Here is a 16682-nt window from a genome sequence, read left to right on the forward strand (position 1 = left end):
CGGCACCGGAGCCGGCCCGGCGCGGGTGCTCAGTCCTCCCTCGGCTGTGGCGCCGGAATGAGCGAGGCGGCCACCGCCTTGTTCACCGCGTCCAGCCGGGACACCGCGCCGAGTTTGCGGAAGACGTTGCGCAGGTGGCGCTTGACGGTCCCTTCGGCGATGTTCAGCCGCCGGGCGATCTGGGAGTTGCTGAGCGCCTCGGCGGTGAGGGCGAGCACTTCGCGCTCGCGTTCCGAGAGGAGGTCGCCCGGTGCCTGCCCGACCCGGTCGAGGCCCTGTTGGGAGACGGAAAGGATGACGTGGCCCGCTCCGCGGTCCACGACGACGCTGTGGATGGCCGAGATCAGTTCGTGCCGCGTCGACCCTTTGACGAGATAGGCGCTGGCGCCCAGGGCGAGCAGTTCCCGGGCCAGCACCACGTCGTCGTGCATGGTCAGCACGACGACACGGGAACGAGGCGAGACCCGCCGCAGCTGCGGAAGCGTCTCCCGGATTCCCTGGCCGGGCATCTCGACGTCGAGGACGATGACGTCCGGGCGCAGCGCGGCCGCCTTCTCGCAGGCGTCCTTGCCGCTGTGGGCCTCTCCGACGACCTCGACGCCTCCGGCGGCGGTGAGGATCTCCGTGACGCCTTCCCGGAACAGCGTGTGATCGTCGGCTATCAGGATCCTGATCGGTCTACGCGGGCTCGCCACTGTTCTCCCCCTCCAGCGGTAAGAAGACCAAGATGCGTGCGCCGCAGCCGGGCTGCGACTCCACCGTCACGCTGCCGCCGAGCAGTTCGGCCCGCTCTCGCATGGAGAGCATGCCGCTGTGACCGCGCGGGACGGTGGCCACCGGGTCGAACCCGATGCCGTCGTCCTCGACGGCCGCGCGCACTTCTCCGGGTGCCACGTGTACCTCGACCGTGATCAGCGTGGCGCGGGCGTGGCGCACGGCGTTGCGCTGTGCCTCCCGGACGATCAGGAAGAGCTCTTCCGCCGCTCCGGGCGGCAGCCACGATTCGTCACCCGTCACGGAGACCCGCACTTGGGCGCCTTCGTCGCCCGTGCCGTCGAGGTCCTGGGTGAGGGCGGTGTGCAGCGAGGCGGTGTCGATCCGATGGCGCAGGCCCGTCATCACTTCGCGCAGGCTGCCGAGGGAGTCCCGCACCGTGGCTCGGGCGGCGTCGAGCTTCTGCCGGGCGAGTTCTGGCTGGTCGGGCTCGTACACCTCGTGCAGCTCGAACCAGTTGAGGGCGGTGCCCAACTGGCCGGCCACCTCGTCGTGCAGCTCCCGGGCGATGCGCCGGCGTTCGTCGTTGTGCGCGCTGCGGATCCGCTCCAGCAGGTAGCCGATGTGCGCCACGGACCGGGCGGTGTGCCTGGCGACGATCTGCCGGTGCAGCAGGGAGAAGAGGACGGCCGTCTCGGCCGCGGCGGGCCGGCTCGTCTCGGACTCGTCCGTCAGCACGACGACCACCGCGTCGAACAGTGCCGTCGCGGCGCGTCCGGACTCGACGGGATGGGTGCGGGGACCGCCGGGCCCCAGGGCGTCGCCCAGGTAGTCCGTGCCGTGCGGCAGATACGTTCCGCGGTGCAGTTCGGAGATGACATGGGCCAGGACGCGCCGTGCCTCCGCGACGTAGGGCTCCGCGTTCCGCTCTTCCCTGAGCAGGGAGGAGTCGGTGCTGTGCAGCGCCGCCTCGTACGCCGCCAGGATCTCGTCCATACGGCGCTCCAGCACGGCAGCGGCGGTGCTGCGCATGCCCCGTCGAGCTTCCACGTCGAAACACCCCCGCTGAGCAGGCGAACGTCCCCTCCGCTTTGCACCTGCGTCCGGTACTGGAGACTACATCGCTCACTTGAACGAGGCGCGTCAAGAACGCGTCAAGATCCCCTTCCGCCGTCCGATGGCCGCGTCCCGTGCCCCTAAAGACACATCGGGGGGTACCTCACTGGGAGCCAAGCCATTGCGCGCTGTTGATACCGGTCGACCAGTATTGATTGACTCGCAGCAATCAAGGACCGTTCCACCGTTCTTCGAGATCGTGACAGGGCTCTGCCTGCGGGGAGGCATCAGATCCATGAACGTGCTGATCGTCGAGGACGACGACGGAGTGGCCGAGGCGCTCCAGGAGACCCTGGGCGCCCACGGTTTCCGCACCCGTCGTGTCGCCACCGGGGCCGAGGCCCTGGACCACCTCGCGCACGTCGGCCTCGTCCTGCTCGACCTGGGGCTTCCGGACCTCGACGGCCACGAGGTCTGCCGCCGGATCCGCGAGGTGTCCTGCGTTCCGGTCATCGCGCTGAGTGGCCGGACCGAGGAGCTGGACCGGGTCATGGCACTCCACATGGGCGCGGACGATTTCGTCCCCAAACCCTTCGGCAGGCACGAGCTGGTGGCGCGGATCCGGTCTCTCCTGCGCCGGGCGGGAGGCTGCGCTCTGCACGGGGCGGGGCGCCCGGCCGCCGAGGGCGCGCCACCGCACCAGCCGGTGCCTCCCTCCCCGGTTCCCGCGCGGAACACCGCTCCGGCCACGGTCGCCGCCCCACCGGCGGAGCCGGGGCCGGTGCCCCCTCCCCTCCCCGCACCCGTCGCCGCCATGCGGTCGCAAACGGGTTCCGGAGAACCGGGCGGAGAACCGCCCCGGCCCGAGAAGGCACCGCTGCGGGCCGGCCCCGTCCAGCTGGATCCACGGACCCGCAAGGTCTTCGTGCACGGGGAGGAGATGCGCGTCACGCGCAAGGAGTTCGACCTCCTGACGATGCTCCTGGAGGAGCCCGGAACCGTGGTGGAACGCCAGCAGATCATGTCCCGGGTGTGGGACGAGAACTGGTTCGGATCCACCCGCACCCTCGACGTCCATGTGGGATCGCTGCGCACCAAGCTCGGCAACACACACTGGATCGAGACCGTTCGGGGGGTCGGCTACCGACTCGCGGTACCGACGGCCGCCCACGTCTGAGACGGGATCTACGACGATGACGACCATCCTGCCCGCTCCCGCGCCGGTTCCGGCACCGCCCCTGCCCCGAGAGGGCTCCACCACGGTGGCCGCGGTCGCCGCCCACCAGGTGCGTGGCCCTCTGTCGTCCGTGCGTCTGCGCCTGGAGCTCCTGCTGGACCGGCTCGCCGCGGCACCGGGCGCGGACGCCCGACGCGAAGTCCGCGGCGTGTTGCGGGAGGTGGGCCGTCTCTCGCAGGTGCTGGAGCAGGTCCTGGCATGGGGCACCGTCGAGCAGGAGAGCGACGTTCCCATGGAGACGGTGGACGCCCTCGGCGTCGCCGCGGCTCGCGTGGACGCCTGGGAGGTCCTCGCATCCGTCCGCGGTGTGCGGCTGGGCCTGGACGGCATCGCGGTCACCGGCAGCCAGGTCCGGGGCTCCCTGGAGCAGTGCCTCGACGTGTTCGTGGACAACGCCCTCCACGTCACCCCGGACGGCGGCTGTGTCACCGTCACCGTCCAGGAGTCCTCCGCCGAGGTACGGGTCGAAGTCCGTGACCAGGGTCCGGGCATGACGGAGGAGGAGATCTCCCATGCCTGCGAACCGTTCTGGCGGGGCAGTGCGGGACGCGGCAGGCAGGGCACCGGACTGGGCCTGACCATCGCCGGGGCGCTCCTCCGGGCCTCGGGCGGCCGCCTGGAACTGGGCCGCGCGCCCACGGGCGGTCTGCGGGCTGTCGCCGTCCTGCCGCGAGCGGAGTGACGTCGACGGCGTCCGTCCCGCGCCGCGGCAGGCGGCAGCGGGAAGCGGTGATCACATGCCGGCGTTCCGCGCGCGGCGATCGTCGCTCGCCCGCTCGGCCGTCACGTGCCCTGCGGAGTCCGAGGGGCGGACTCGGCGGCGGAACCGACGTCGCAAGGGCCGTTCGACGAGCACGTAGCTCAACCACCCGAGGAGCACCGTCCCCGCGGCCGTGACCGGGAGCAGGAGCAGGAAGCCCTTCATCCCCGGTTCGCCCCAGTCCCATCCGCCGAGGCGCAGCGCGGCCGCCATGACGAACATGTGCCACAGGAAGATTCCGTACGAGATCCGGCCCAGCCAGGTCATGCCCCGGGTCGACAGCAGCCGCTCCGGGCCGCTCCCGGGTGCGAGCGCCAGAGGAAGCGCGAGGCCCACGGAGACCACCAGGTAGCCGAAGTGCTCGACCAGGGCGGTGCGCGGGCTCGGGGGCTCCATGTGACCGCCGGCCAGCGGTGTGGAGATCACCACGTACGCCGCGAGCGCCGCGGCCCAGCACAGCCAGGGGCGGCGGACGACGAACCGCACGAGGGCCGGGGGCCCGTCGGCCTGTCGCCTCACGTACACGGACACCGTCGCCAGAGCCATTCCCGCGGCGAAGAAGCCGATGTATCCGGGCAGCCACCACCACCGGGTCGGATCGACCGCGGTGTCCGCGCTCGACCAGATGCCGATCCACCACGCCACGTTCACCGCTTCCAGCAGGGCGCAGCCGGCCAGCGCAGGGCCGAGGCCCCGGCCACCCCCGAGCAGCCCGCGGAACAACGCGGCCAGCAGCGGCAGCACCAGGTAGAAGCTGATCTCCGTGGACAGGCTCCAGGTCTGGGAGAACGTGCTCCACGGCCACTCGGGCGTGTGCGGGAAATCGCCCGCCACGAACGTGTGCTGGAGGGCGAGGACACGCAGCAGGCGCGCCGGCTCCTCGGTCAGGCTCCGGTGGAAGAAGAGTACCGAGAGCAGGAGGAGCGCCCAGAACGCCGGATAGATGCGCAGGAACCGGTGCCAGTAGTAGGCCTTCAGGCCGGGGGCTTCGCGCCCCTCCAGCGCCGCGGCCGCGAAGGGCCGGAAGAGCAGGTAGCCCGAGATGACGAAGAAGATGTACACGGACACCCCGAAGCGGTTGACCAGGGTGGCGAGCAGTCCCTTGCCCTGCGGGTCGAAGGCCACCCCGGTCCATCCGGCGAGGTGGATGGTGACCACCATCACCGCGGCCAGGCCGCGCAGACCGTCCATGGCAGGCAGGTAGGCCCTCGGCGTGGCGCCGCCCCGCGGTGCGTTCTTCGCTGAACCGTACGTCAAGGATCGTCCCCTCCTCGTGACTCCGCCGCGCCCGGCAGGGGCGCGGCGGAGGGTCGTAGGGCCGTCGAGCGATGTGGACGCGCGGCTCAGACGTTCAGGTCGCGGCTCCTGAACCGGGCGAGGCCGGCGCCGAAGAGCACCGCGGGAGCCACCAGGAGAACCAGCATCCCCGGGTCGAAGCCCTCGCGGAGCGGGCTGCCGCCCAGGTAGTAGTGGAAGGCCGACAGGTACTTCAGCGGCTCGAGCGCCTCCGACTGGCCGGCCAGGGCGTTCACGACGAAGGCGAAGGCGCCGTAGCCCGCCGTCACCCCGAGGGTGAGGGTACGGCGGCCCGTGATCGCGCCGGTGGCGAACGCCACGGCCGCGAACGTGATCACCAGGAAGGCCAGTCCGACGACGGTGACGAGCAGGTTGCCGAACTCGACCTGCATGTCCAGCGCGGAGTTGAGCACCGCGAGTTCGAGCAGGACGATCAGCGAGAAGCCGGCGACCGCGACGCAGGTCGCGGCGAACCGCTGCACCAGCAGCCGCCCGCGCTCGACCGGCTGGGCGAGGTAGAGGTCGAGCAGCCCCGTCTCCTCCTCCCCGGCGACCGACTTCGAGCCGGTGATCGTGACGTACACCAGGAGCAGCAGCGGCACGATCATGCCGAGGATGGTGGCTCGCAGGAAGCCTGGCCCGGTCGCCAGGTCGTCGAAGGACAAGGCCTTCTGGAAGCCGCTGGGGTCCTCGGTGACCTTGTCGGGGTCGAAGCTCGAGGTGTACATCAGGGTGACCAGAGCCAGTCCGGCCGCCCAGAAGGCCAGGCCGCGGCGCTGGTCGCGCAGTGCCTTTCCGAAGACGGCGAGTGGTTCAGCGGACACCGTGCATCTCCTCCTCGGGCTCCTGCGCGTAGGCGTGCAGGAAGATCTCTTCCAGATCGGGCTCCTCGCACACCAGGCTGACCACGGTGTGCTGGGCAGCCGTCTTGACGAGCGCGTCGGCCGCGCCGTCGAGCGTGCAACTGAGCGTGTTGGCCCGGACGTCGACGTCGCGCACACCGGGCAGGACGGAGAAGCGACGCGGGTCCACGGGGTCGGCGAAGCGGATCTCCACCCGGCGCTGGGCCTGTTCGAGCAGGGTGTCGACGTCCGAGACGGAGATGAGCTTTCCGCCGCGGATGATGGCCACCCGGTCGCCGACGTGCTGGACCTCGGACAGGATGTGCGAGGACATCAGGACGGTCTGCCCGTTCTGCTTCGCCTCGCGGACCATGGCCAGGAACTCCTGCTGCACCAACGGATCCAGACCGGTCGTCGGCTCGTCGAGGATCAGCAGCTCGGGGTTGTGCATGAAGGCCTGGATGATGCCGACCTTCTGCTTGTTGCCCTTGGAAAGGTTGTGCACCGGACGCTTGAGGTCCACGTTCAGTCGCTCGGCGAGCGACAGGATCGTGGCCTTGTTCACTCCGCCGCGGACCTTGGCCAGGAACTCCAGGAGTTCCAGGCCGCTGCCGCGTCCCGCGAGCGGGAGTTCGCCCGGCAGGTATCCGACGCGCCGGCGCAGCTCGCCGCCGCCCTCTCGAGGGTTCATGCCGAAGAGTTCGATCCGGCCCGAGGTGGGTCGGATGAGATCGAGCAGCAGCCGGATGGTCGTGGTCTTGCCCGCACCGTTGGGGCCGAGATAACCGAACACTTCCCCCTGGTTGATGCTCAGTGACAGCCCGTCCAGGGCTTTGTGCTTCCCGTAGGACTTACTGAGTCCCTCGGCCAGCGCCACAGGGGTCATGCTGCATCCGCTCCTTCTTCTCTTGCTCCCAGCGACTCCAGACGAGGGGCATCTCGCGTTCCAGCCACTCGTAGAAGTCGTACATCTCCTGCAGGCGCCGACTGCGTACCGGCGGTTGGTCCGCCAGCAGTTCCAGCCCGCGCGCGGTGACCCGCTTGAACTCGCCGTATCGCGAGGCCTGGGTCTTGGCGTGCTCGATCCAGGCGTGAGGGTTGATGCGATACCGGTCGCCCCGCTCACCCGGTCTGCGGAAGCGCTCGACCAGCTCGCTGGGCACCAGATGCCGCAGCGCCGTACTGATCGAACCGACGCTGACGGAGAGTGCCGCGGCGATCTGTCCGAGCGTCTGCTCGGCCGGATCGCAGATGAGCAGCCAGCCGATGGCCCGGCCGGACATGCGGATCAGCCCCTGCTGCTCCAGTTGCAGAGCGACCGCCTCGACGAACTCCAGCTCCTCCGAAGTGACCGCGCTTACCGACATCGACCTTCACCTCCTTTGGCTTGTTCAGAATACACTGAACACACAGCACGTTCTAGTCGTCCTGCCCATGCTGCGTTTACGAAACCTTCCACAGGGTCGTGTGCGCTGTCGAAGCTAGGCCCTCGATTCCCCGGCCGGACCGCGCTGACCAGCCGCTACGCCGAAGGTGGTGGGGGCGCCGTACCCCTTTCGGGCCACCGGGCCCGCCGTCCGTTGCCCCGCTTCCGTGAGCCTCTCGACCATCGGTGCGACGGGAACCAACCTCCGCCCCGAACGGGAGAACCGCATGTCTTCTCGGCTCTTCACCTCGGAGTCCGTGACCGAGGGCCATCCGGACAAGATCGCCGACCGGATCAGCGACACCGTCCTCGACGCACTCCTGGCACAGGACCCCACGGCGCGCGTCGCGGTGGAAACCCTGATCACCACGGGCCAGGTGCACGTGGCCGGGGAGGTCACGACGAGCGCGTACGCCGACATCCCGACCCTGGTGCGGGACGCGGTGCTCGACATCGGCTACGACTCCTCCGCCAAGGGTTTCGACGGCGCCTCCTGCGGTGTCTCGATCTCGATCGGCGCCCAGTCGCCCGACATCGCGCAGGGCGTCGACACGGCGTACGAGGCACGCGTCGCGGAATCCGGCCCGCAGGCCCGGGAAGACGAGCTGAGCCGGCAGGGCGCGGGCGACCAGGGCCTGATGTTCGGCTACGCCACCGACGAGACTCCCGAGTTGATGCCCCTGCCCATCAGCCTCGCCCACCGGCTGTCCCGCCGTCTGACCGAGGTCCGCAAGAGCGGCGACGTGCCCTATCTGCGTCCCGACGGCAAGACGCAGGTCACCATCGAGTACCAGGGCACCAGACCCGTCCGCCTCGACACGGTCGTCGTCTCCTCGCAGCACGCGAGCGACATCGACCTCGGCTCCCTGCTGACACCGGACGTCCACGAGCAGGTCGTCGAGTACACACTCAAGGAACTCGCCGAGAACGGCGTCAACCTGGAGACGGACGGCTACCGGCTCCTGGTCAATCCGACCGGCCGCTTCGAGATCGGCGGACCCATGGGAGACGCGGGCCTGACCGGCCGGAAGATCATCATCGACACCTACGGCGGCATGGCCCGGCACGGCGGCGGCGCCTTCTCCGGCAAGGACCCTTCCAAGGTGGACCGCTCCGCGGCCTACGCCATGCGCTGGGTCGCCAAGAACGTCGTCGCCGCCGGGCTCGCCCGTCGCTGCGAGGTACAGGTCGCCTACGCCATCGGCAAGGCCGAGCCCGTCGGTCTGTTCGTCGAGACCTTCGGCACCGCGACCGTCGCCCAGCACCTGATCGAGCGTGCCATCACCGAGGTCTTCGATCTGCGTCCCGCCGCGATCGTCCGCGACCTCGACCTGCTCCGCCCGATCTACGCCCAGACCGCCGCCTACGGCCACTTCGGCCGTGAGCTGCCCGACTTCACCTGGGAGAGGACCGACCGCGTGGGGGCGCTGCGCACCGCGGCCGGGCTGTAGGACGTACCTCCCCGCACGTCCACCCCACCGCCGAAAGGACAGCCCATGAGTATCGTCGAGGAGAGGAACTCGGCGCATCCCCTGCACGCCTTCACCCCCGTACCGGTCCCCTCCGCCGTACCGGGTCAGCGCTCCGCGCCCGCCCCGGGGCCGGCCCGCGTACCCACGCTGCGGGAGCGCACCGCGGAACTGGCCGGGCTGCGGGAACGGATCCGTCACGGACCGGCCCCCGAGGCGACAGCGGCGCAGCACGCCAAGGGCAAGCTCACGGCGCACGAGCGTCTGCAACTCCTCTTCGACAAGGCGACGTTCACGGAGATCGAGCCATGGCGTCGGCACCGGGCGAGCGGCTTCGGTCTGGAGGCGAGGCGTCCGCACACCGACGGCGTGATCACCGGCTGGGGCCTGGTGGACGGGCGCAGGGTGTTCGCGTACGCCCACGACTTCCGTGTGTTCGGCGGCGCACTTGGCGAGGCACACGCTCAGAAGATCCACAAGGTCATGGACCTGGCCGAGGCCGCGGGCGCACCGCTGGTGGGGCTGTGCGACGGGGCCGGCGCGCGGATCCAGGAAGGCGTCACCGCCCTCGCCGGGTACGGTGGCATATTCCAGCGCAATGTCCGCAACTCCGGGGTGATTCCCCAGATCAGCGTCATCCTGGGGCCGTGCGCGGGGGGCGCCGCCTACTCGCCCGCCCTGACCGACTTCGTCTTCATGGTCCGGGGCACCTCCCAGATGTTCATCACCGGACCGGACGTGGTGCAGGCCGTGACAGGCGAGCAGATCACCCACGACGGGCTGGGAGGCGCCGAGGTGCACGCCGCCACCTCCGGTGTGGCCTCGTTCCTCCACGACGACGAGGAGAGCTGTCTCGCCGAGGTGCGCTACCTGCTGTCCCTCCTGCCGTCGAACAACCGGGAGCTCGCACCGCCGGCATCGACGGACGACCCCGCGGACCGTCGGTGCGAAGCACTGCTCGACCTCGTACCGGCCGACCCGAACCAGTCGTACGACATGCGCCGAGTGGTCGAGGAGATAGCCGACCACGGCGAGTACGTCGAGGTCCACGAGCGCTGGGCCACGAACGTGGTCTGCGCCCTGGCCCGGCTCGGCGGTGCCGTGGTCGGTGTCGTCGCCAACCAGCCCTCCAGCCTGGCCGGAGTGCTCGACATCCACTCGTCCGAGAAGGCCGCACGGTTCGTCCAGATGTGCGATGCCTTCAACATTCCGCTGGTGACCCTCGTGGACGTACCGGGGTTCCTGCCGGGCGTCGGCCAGGAACACGACGGTGTCATCCGGCACGGGGCCAAGCTCCTGTACGCATACTGCAACGCCACCGTGCCCCGGGTCTCCGTCGTCCTCCGCAAGGCGTACGGTGGCGCCTACATCGTGATGGACTCACGCTCCATCGGCGCCGACCTCGCCCTGGCCTGGCCGGCCAACGAGATCGCCGTCATGGGCGCCGAAGGCGCGGCCGGCGTGGTGTTCCGCCGTGAGATCGCCGCGTCCGACGACCCGGCCCGGACCCGCGCCGAACGGATCGCCGAGTACCGGCGGGAGCTGATGCACCCGTACTACGCGGCGGAGCGCGGCCTGGTCGACGACGTCATCGACCCTGCGGACACCCGCGCCCGGCTGGTCGACGCGCTCACGGCCCTCAGGGCCAAGCACGCTCCGCTCCCGAGCCGCAAACACGGAAACCAGCCGCAATGAGCGCCGCCATCCGAGTCCTGCACGGCAACCCCGGGCCGGAGGAACTCGCCGCCCTGACCGCGGTCCTGCTCTCCCTGGCGGCCCGGGACGAAGGTGCGCTGCGCACCGCGCTCCAGCGGCCGGGAGCCGGATGGGCGCTGCGCCAGGGGCCGCACCGCGCCGCGGGCGCCTGGCTCTCGGTGCCACGTCCGACGTGGCAGCCCCCGAACTGATCCGCCCCCACGCCGGCCCGACCTCGGGCATCCGACCTCTCAGGGAGAAACGCCGTGCGTATCGCCGTGACCGGCTCGATCGCGACCGACCATCTCATGGTCTTCCCGGGCCGCTTCACCGACCAGCTCATCTCAGGGCAGCTCGACCGTGTGTCCTTGTCCTTCCTCGCCGACCGGCTCGACATCCGGCGCGGCGGAGTGGGCGCCAACATCGCCTTCGGCCTCGGCCGGCTCGGGCTGCGCCCCGTACTGGTCGGCGCGGCGGGTGCCGATTTCGCCGAGTACGGCGACAGTCTGCGGGCGGCCGGCGTGGACACGTCGGCCGTGCGGATCAGCGAAACGCTGCACACGGCGCGCTTCGTGTGCACGACCGACGCCGACCAGAACCAGATCGCCACCTTCTACGCGGGCGCCATGACCGAGGCCCGCCGCATCGACCTCGGCACGGTCCGCCGCGCGGTCGGCGGCCTGGACCTCGTCCTGGTCGGCGCCGATGATCCCCGGGCCATGCTCAGACACACGAGCACCGCCCACGACCTCGACCTCGACGTGGCCGCCGACCCCTCGCAGCAGCTCGCCCGCCTCGACACCGAGCAGACCAGACGCCTGGTCGACGGGGCACGCTGGCTGTTCACCAACGAGTACGAGGCCGCCCTGCTCCAGGAGCGCACCGGCTGGAGCGAGGCCGAGGTACTGCGGCGGGTGGGCACCTGGATCCTCACCCGAGGAGCGGACGGGGTCACTCTGCTCTCCGGCCACGCCGCCCTGGTGGACGTCCCGGCGGTGCCGTCGGAAGCGGTCGCCGATCCGACCGGGGTGGGTGACGCCTTCCGGGCCGGCTTCCTCGCGGGCATCGCGGGCGAACTGCCGTACCGGCGAGCGGCCCAGCTGGGCTGCGTGTTCGCCACCGCGGTACTGGAAACGGTGGGCACCCAGGAGTACAAAATCGTGCCGTCCGACCTCCTCTCCCGCGTCGACCGCGTCTACGGCCGGGCAGCGGCCGGCGATCTCGAGCCCCTGTTGGTGAGCGCGTCATGAGCGGCGGGCAGAAGCAGCGGATCGACGCCCTCCGTGAGGCCCTCGCCACCCGTGTGGTGGTGGCCGACGGCGCGATGGGCACCATGCTGCAGGCGCAGAACCCCTCCATGGACGACTTCCAGCAGCTGGAGGGGTGCAACGAGGTCCTGAACCTGACCCGGCGGGACATCGTGCGTTCGGTGCACGAGGAGTACTTCGCCGCCGGCGTGGACTGCGTGGAGACGAACACCTTCGGCGCGAACCATTCCGCGCTGGGCGAGTACGACATCCCCGAGCGTGTGCACGAGCTGTCGGAGGCCGGGGCGCGGGTGGCCCGTGAGGTGGCCGACGCGTTCCAGGCCCGTGACGGCCGGCAGCGCTGGGTGCTGGGCTCGATGGGCCCCGGCACGAAGCTCCCCACCCTGGGCCATGCCCCGTACACGGTGCTGCGCGACGCCTACCAGCGCAACGCGGAGGGCCTGGTCGCGGGCGGCGCGGACGCCCTGCTGGTGGAGACCACGCAGGACCTCCTCCAGACCAAGTCCTCCGTGCTCGGCGCCCGGCGCGCCCTGGACGCCCTCGGCCTCGACCTGCCGGTGATCGTGTCGGTGACCGTGGAGACGACCGGCACCATGCTGCTCGGCTCGGAGATCGGCGCCGCGCTCACGGCGCTGGAGCCGCTGGGCATCGACATGATCGGCCTGAACTGTGCCACCGGCCCGGCGGAGATGAGCGAGCACCTGCGCTACCTCGCCCGGCACTCTCGCATCCCGCTGTCGTGCATGCCCAACGCCGGTCTGCCGGTCCTGGGCAAGGACGGGGCGCACTACCCGCTGACGGCGCCGGAGCTGGCGGACGCGCAGGAGACGTTCGTCCGCGAGTACGGCCTGTCCCTGATCGGCGGCTGCTGCGGCACCACACCGGAGCATCTGCGCCAGGTCGTCGAGCGGGTCCGCGACACCACGCCGGCCGCCCGCGATCCGCGTCCGGAGCCGGGTGCCGCCTCCCTCTACCAGACGGTCCCCTTCCGGCAGGACACGTCGTACCTGGCGATCGGTGAGCGGACCAACGCCAACGGCTCGAAGAAGTTCCGTGAGGCGATGCTGGAGGGCCGCTGGGACGACTGCGTGGAGATGGCCCGGGACCAGATCCGCGAGGGCGCGCACATGCTCGACCTGTGCGTGGACTATGTCGGCCGCGACGGAGTGGCCGACATGGAGGAGCTGGCGGGGCGCTTCGCGACCGCGTCGACCCTGCCGGTCGTGCTGGACTCCACCGAGGTCGAGGTGGTCCAGGCCGGGCTGGAGAAGCTCGGCGGCCGCGCGGTGATCAACTCGGTGAACTACGAGGACGGCGACGGCCCCGACTCCCGCTTCGCGCGGGTCACGGCGCTGGCGAGGGAGCACGGCGCCGCGCTGATCGCGCTGACCATCGACGAGGAGGGCCAGGCCCGCACCGCCGAGAAGAAGGTCGAGATCGCCGAGCGGCTCATCGACGACCTCACCGGGAACTGGGGCATCCACGAGTCGGACATCCTCGTCGACTGCCTGACCTTCACCATCTGCACCGGCCAGGAGGAGTCCCGCAAGGATGGCATCGCCACCATCGAGGGCATCCGGGAGCTGAAGAGGCGGCACCCGGACGTGCAGACCACGCTCGGCCTGTCCAACATCTCCTTCGGCCTCAACCCGGCCGCCCGCATCCTGCTGAACTCGGTGTTCCTGGACGAGTGTGTCAAGGCGGGTCTGGACTCGGCGATCGTGCACGCCTCGAAGATCCTGCCGATCGCCCGGTTCGACGAGGAGCAGGTCACCACCGCGCTCGACCTGATCTACGACCGCCGTCGTGAGGGCTACGACCCGCTGCAGAAGCTCATGGCGCTGTTCGAGGGCGCCACCGCCAAGTCCCTCAAGGCGTCCAAGGCCGAGGAGCTGGCGGCGCTGCCGCTTGACGAGCGGCTCAAGCGGCGCATCATCGACGGCGAGCGCAACGGCCTGGAGGCGGACCTGGACGAGGCCCTCCAGGAGCGTCCCGCGCTGGAGATCGTGAACGAGACCCTGCTGGACGGCATGAAGGTGGTCGGTGAGCTGTTCGGCTCCGGCCAGATGCAGCTGCCGTTCGTGCTGCAGTCCGCCGAGGTCATGAAGACCGCGGTGGCGCACCTGGAACCGCACATGGAGAAGACGGACGACGACGGCAAGGGCACCATCGTGCTGGCCACGGTCCGCGGTGACGTCCACGACATCGGCAAGAACCTCGTCGACATCATCCTGTCCAACAACGGCTACAACGTCGTCAACCTCGGCATCAAGCAGCCGGTCTCCGCGATCCTGGAGGCGGCCGACGAGCACAAGGCCGACGTCATCGGCATGTCCGGGCTCCTGGTCAAGTCCACGGTGATCATGAAGGAGAACCTGGAGGAGCTCAACCAGCGCAAGCTGGCCGCCGACTACCCCGTCATCCTCGGCGGCGCCGCCCTCACCCGCGCCTACGTCGAACAGGACCTCCACGAGATCTACGACGGCGAGGTCCGCTACGCCCGCGACGCCTTCGAGGGCCTGCGCCTCATGGACGCCCTGATCGGCATCAAGCGCGGCGTGCCCGGCGCCAAACTGCCCGATCTCAAGCAGCGCAGGGTGCGGGCAGCCACCGTGACCTTGGAAGAGCGCCCGGAACGAGGGCCCGCGCGCTCCGATGTCGCCACCGACAACCCGGTGCCCGAGCCGCCCTTCCGCGGCACGCGCGTCGTCAAGGGCATCCAACTCAGGGACTATGCCGGCTGGCTGGACGAAACCGCACTCTTCCGGGGTCAGTGGGGTCTGACCAAGGAACTGGTCGAGACGGAGGGCCGGCCGCGACTGCGCGGGCTGCTGGAACGGCTCCAGACGGAGAACCTGCTGGAAGCGGCCGTCGTCTACGGCTACTTCCCCTGCGTCTCGAAGAACGACGACCTGATCGTCCTCGACGAGGCGGGCAACGAGCGCACCAGGTTCACGTTCCCACGCCAGCTGCGCGGCCGACACCTGTGCCTGGCCGACTTCTTCCGCCCGGAGGAGTCCGGCGAGAGGGACGTCGTCGGCTTCCAGGTCGTCACCGTCGGCTCCCGCATCGGTGAGGAGACCGCGAAGCTCTTCGCCGCAGACGCCTACCGCGACTACCTCGAACTGCACGGCCTGTCCGTACAGCTCGCCGAGGCCCTCGCCGAGTACTGGCACGCCCGCGTGCGCGTTGAACTGGGCATCGAGCAGAACGACCCGGAGTCGCTCAGCGGCATGTTTCGCACCGAGTACCAAGGCTGCCGCTACTCGCTCGGCTACCCGGCCTGTCCGGACCTGGAGGACCGCGCCAAGATCGCCGACCTGCTCCAGCCGGAGCGCATCGGTGTCCAGCTCTCCGAGGAGTTCCAGCTCCACCCCGAGCAGTCGACGGACGCCATCGTCACGCACCACCCCGAGGCCGGCTACTTCAACGCGGGAGGGCGGGCATGACAACCTTCTCGTTCGAGTTCTTCCCCCCGAAGACCGAGCTGGGCGAGCGGGTGCTCTGGGAGGCGATCCGCCGGGTGGAGCCGCTGCGCCCCGACTTCGTCTCCGTCACGTACGGAGCTGGTGGTTCATCCCGGGACCGCACCGTCGCCGTCACCCGGCGCATCGCGGCGGAGACCACCCTCAGACCGGTCGCCCACCTGACCGCCGTCGGCCACTCGGTCGCCGAACTGCGCCACATCATCGGTCAGTACGCGGACGCCGGCATCCGTGACGTGCTGGCACTGCGCGGGGACCCGCCCGGCGATCCGGGCGGCCTGTGGACCGCTCATCCCGAGGGATTCACGCATGCCCGCGAGCTGGTGGAGCTGATCCGCTCGCTGGGGGACTTCACCATCGGTGTGGCGGCCTTTCCGGAGCGGCACCCGCGCTCGTCCGACTGGGAGTCCGACATCCGGCACTTCATAGACAAGTGCAGGGCAGGCGCCGACTACGCCATCACCCAGATGTTCTTTCACGTGGAGGACTATCTGCGGCTGCGCGACCGCGTCACGGCCGCGGGGTGCGGCATCCCGATCATCCCGGAGATCATGCCCGCAACGGACGCCCGCCAGATACACCGCTTCGCCCAACTCTCCGGTGCCGCCTTCCCCGAGGACCTGGCGCATCGCCTGGAACAGGCACGTGGCAATCCCACCGCCGGACACCGCATCGGTGTCGACCACGCCACCGCCATGGCCGAGCGGCTGCTCGCGGAGGGAGCCCCGGGGCTGCACTACATCACGCTCAACCGGTCCACCGCCGCACTCGACATCCATCGCAACCTTCAGACGTCAAGGAGCCTCAGTGTCCGCTGACATCACGGACTTCAAGGTCGCCGATCTCTCGCTCGCCGCGTTCGGCCGCAAGGAGATCACCCTCGCCGAGCACGAGATGCCGGGCCTGATGGCCATCCGCAGGGAGTACGCCGCCGCCCAGCCGCTCGCCGGCGCCCGCATCACCGGGTCCCTGCACATGACCGTGCAGACCGCCGTGCTCATCGAGACCCTGGTCGCCCTCGGCGCCGAGGTCCGCTGGGTCTCCTGCAACATCTACTCCACCCAGGACCACGCGGCCGCCGCCGTCGCCGCCGCGGGCATACCGGTCTTCGCCTGGAAGGGCGAGACCCTGGAGGAATACTGGTGGTGCACCGAGCAGGCCCTGACCTGGCCCGGGGCCGACGGCCCCAACATGATCCTGGACGACGGTGGTGACGCCACCCTCCTCGTCCACAAGGGCGTCGAGTACCGCAAGACGGGCGAGCTCCCGGCCGCCGACAACGAGGAACTCGCCGTGCTACGGGCCCTGCTGGAGCGCAGCCCTCTCGACTGGACCTCGATGGCGTCCGAGATCCGCGGCGTGACCGAGGAGACCACGACCGGCGTCCACCGCCTGTACGAGATGCACCGCGACGGCACCCTGCTGTTCCCGGCC

The 16682-nt window shown here is 70.2% G+C and carries 15 protein-coding genes; 9 read left to right on the top strand and 6 right to left on the bottom strand.

What is annotated here, in order from left to right:
• Positions 1–29 precede the first annotated feature (29 nt).
• Positions 30–695, bottom strand: coding sequence for a response regulator transcription factor (locus ACFW01_RS22735; protein WP_234956689.1), 666 nt, complete (start codon positions 693–695; stop codon positions 30–32).
• The gene (locus ACFW01_RS22740; protein WP_384506045.1) at positions 679–1746 is read right to left on the bottom strand and encodes a sensor histidine kinase; all 1068 of its coding nucleotides are present in this window, start codon (positions 1744–1746) and stop codon (positions 679–681) included. Before ACFW01_RS22740 ends, ACFW01_RS22735 begins: the two co-directional genes overlap by 17 nt.
• A 319-nt stretch (positions 1747–2065) precedes the next feature.
• Here ACFW01_RS22740 and ACFW01_RS22745 point away from each other — a divergent pair, with 319 nt between their 5' ends.
• Both ACFW01_RS22745 and ACFW01_RS22750 read left to right on the top strand, forming a co-directional pair.
• Positions 2066–2947, top strand: a complete 882-nt coding sequence (locus ACFW01_RS22745; RefSeq protein WP_234956687.1) for a response regulator transcription factor — start codon at positions 2066–2068, stop codon at positions 2945–2947.
• Positions 2948–2963: 16 nt separating this feature from the next.
• On the top strand, positions 2964–3689 hold the full coding sequence (locus tag ACFW01_RS22750; RefSeq protein WP_234956686.1) for a HAMP domain-containing sensor histidine kinase: 726 nt from the start codon (positions 2964–2966) through the stop codon (positions 3687–3689).
• 51 nt (positions 3690–3740) lie between these two features.
• Here the strand turns inward: ACFW01_RS22750 and ACFW01_RS22755 are convergent, their stop codons facing one another.
• The 4 genes from ACFW01_RS22755 to ACFW01_RS22770 all read right to left on the bottom strand — a co-directional run bounded on the left by ACFW01_RS22755 (position 3741) and on the right by ACFW01_RS22770 (position 7272).
• Positions 3741–5024, bottom strand: coding sequence for an acyltransferase family protein (locus tag ACFW01_RS22755; RefSeq protein ID WP_384506050.1), 1284 nt, complete (start codon positions 5022–5024; stop codon positions 3741–3743).
• 86 nt (positions 5025–5110) lie between these two features.
• Positions 5111–5887, bottom strand: a complete 777-nt coding sequence (locus ACFW01_RS22760; protein ID WP_234956684.1) for an ABC transporter permease subunit — start codon at positions 5885–5887, stop codon at positions 5111–5113.
• On the bottom strand, positions 5877–6791 hold the full coding sequence (locus ACFW01_RS22765; protein WP_234956683.1) for an ABC transporter ATP-binding protein: 915 nt from the start codon (positions 6789–6791) through the stop codon (positions 5877–5879). Before ACFW01_RS22765 ends, ACFW01_RS22760 begins: the two co-directional genes overlap by 11 nt.
• Positions 6757–7272: a GbsR/MarR family transcriptional regulator gene (locus ACFW01_RS22770; protein WP_384506055.1), complete on the bottom strand. Its 516-nt coding sequence runs from the start codon at positions 7270–7272 to the stop codon at positions 6757–6759. Before ACFW01_RS22770 ends, ACFW01_RS22765 begins: the two co-directional genes overlap by 35 nt.
• 286 nt (positions 7273–7558) lie before the next feature.
• Here ACFW01_RS22770 and metK point away from each other — a divergent pair, with 286 nt between their 5' ends.
• From metK to ACFW01_RS22805, 7 genes are all read left to right on the top strand, one after another.
• Positions 7559–8782: a methionine adenosyltransferase gene (metK, locus tag ACFW01_RS22775; protein ID WP_384506058.1), complete on the top strand. Its 1224-nt coding sequence runs from the start codon at positions 7559–7561 to the stop codon at positions 8780–8782.
• 45 nt (positions 8783–8827) lie between these two features.
• Positions 8828–10495, top strand: coding sequence for an acyl-CoA carboxylase subunit beta (locus ACFW01_RS22780; protein ID WP_384506061.1), 1668 nt, complete (start codon positions 8828–8830; stop codon positions 10493–10495).
• The gene (locus tag ACFW01_RS22785; RefSeq protein ID WP_234956679.1) at positions 10492–10707 is read left to right on the top strand and encodes an acyl-CoA carboxylase subunit epsilon; all 216 of its coding nucleotides are present in this window, start codon (positions 10492–10494) and stop codon (positions 10705–10707) included. Before ACFW01_RS22780 ends, ACFW01_RS22785 begins: the two co-directional genes overlap by 4 nt.
• A 54-nt stretch (positions 10708–10761) precedes the next feature.
• Positions 10762–11745, top strand: a complete 984-nt coding sequence (locus ACFW01_RS22790) for a carbohydrate kinase family protein (RefSeq protein ID WP_234956678.1) — start codon at positions 10762–10764, stop codon at positions 11743–11745.
• Positions 11742–15212, top strand: a complete 3471-nt coding sequence (metH, locus tag ACFW01_RS22795; RefSeq protein WP_384506065.1) for a methionine synthase — start codon at positions 11742–11744, stop codon at positions 15210–15212. The genes ACFW01_RS22790 and metH overlap by 4 nt, the downstream gene beginning before the upstream one ends.
• On the top strand, positions 15209–16066 hold the full coding sequence (metF, locus tag ACFW01_RS22800; protein ID WP_234961838.1) for a methylenetetrahydrofolate reductase [NAD(P)H]: 858 nt from the start codon (positions 15209–15211) through the stop codon (positions 16064–16066). The genes metH and metF overlap by 4 nt, the downstream gene beginning before the upstream one ends.
• Positions 16056–16682: adenosylhomocysteinase (locus ACFW01_RS22805; protein ID WP_384506068.1), on the top strand; the 627-nt coding region annotated here is incomplete at its 3' end. The genes metF and ACFW01_RS22805, both read left to right, overlap by 11 nt.

The organism is Streptomyces sp. NPDC058985 (assembly GCF_042740985.1).
Lineage (GTDB): Bacteria > Actinomycetota > Actinomycetes > Streptomycetales > Streptomycetaceae > Streptomyces.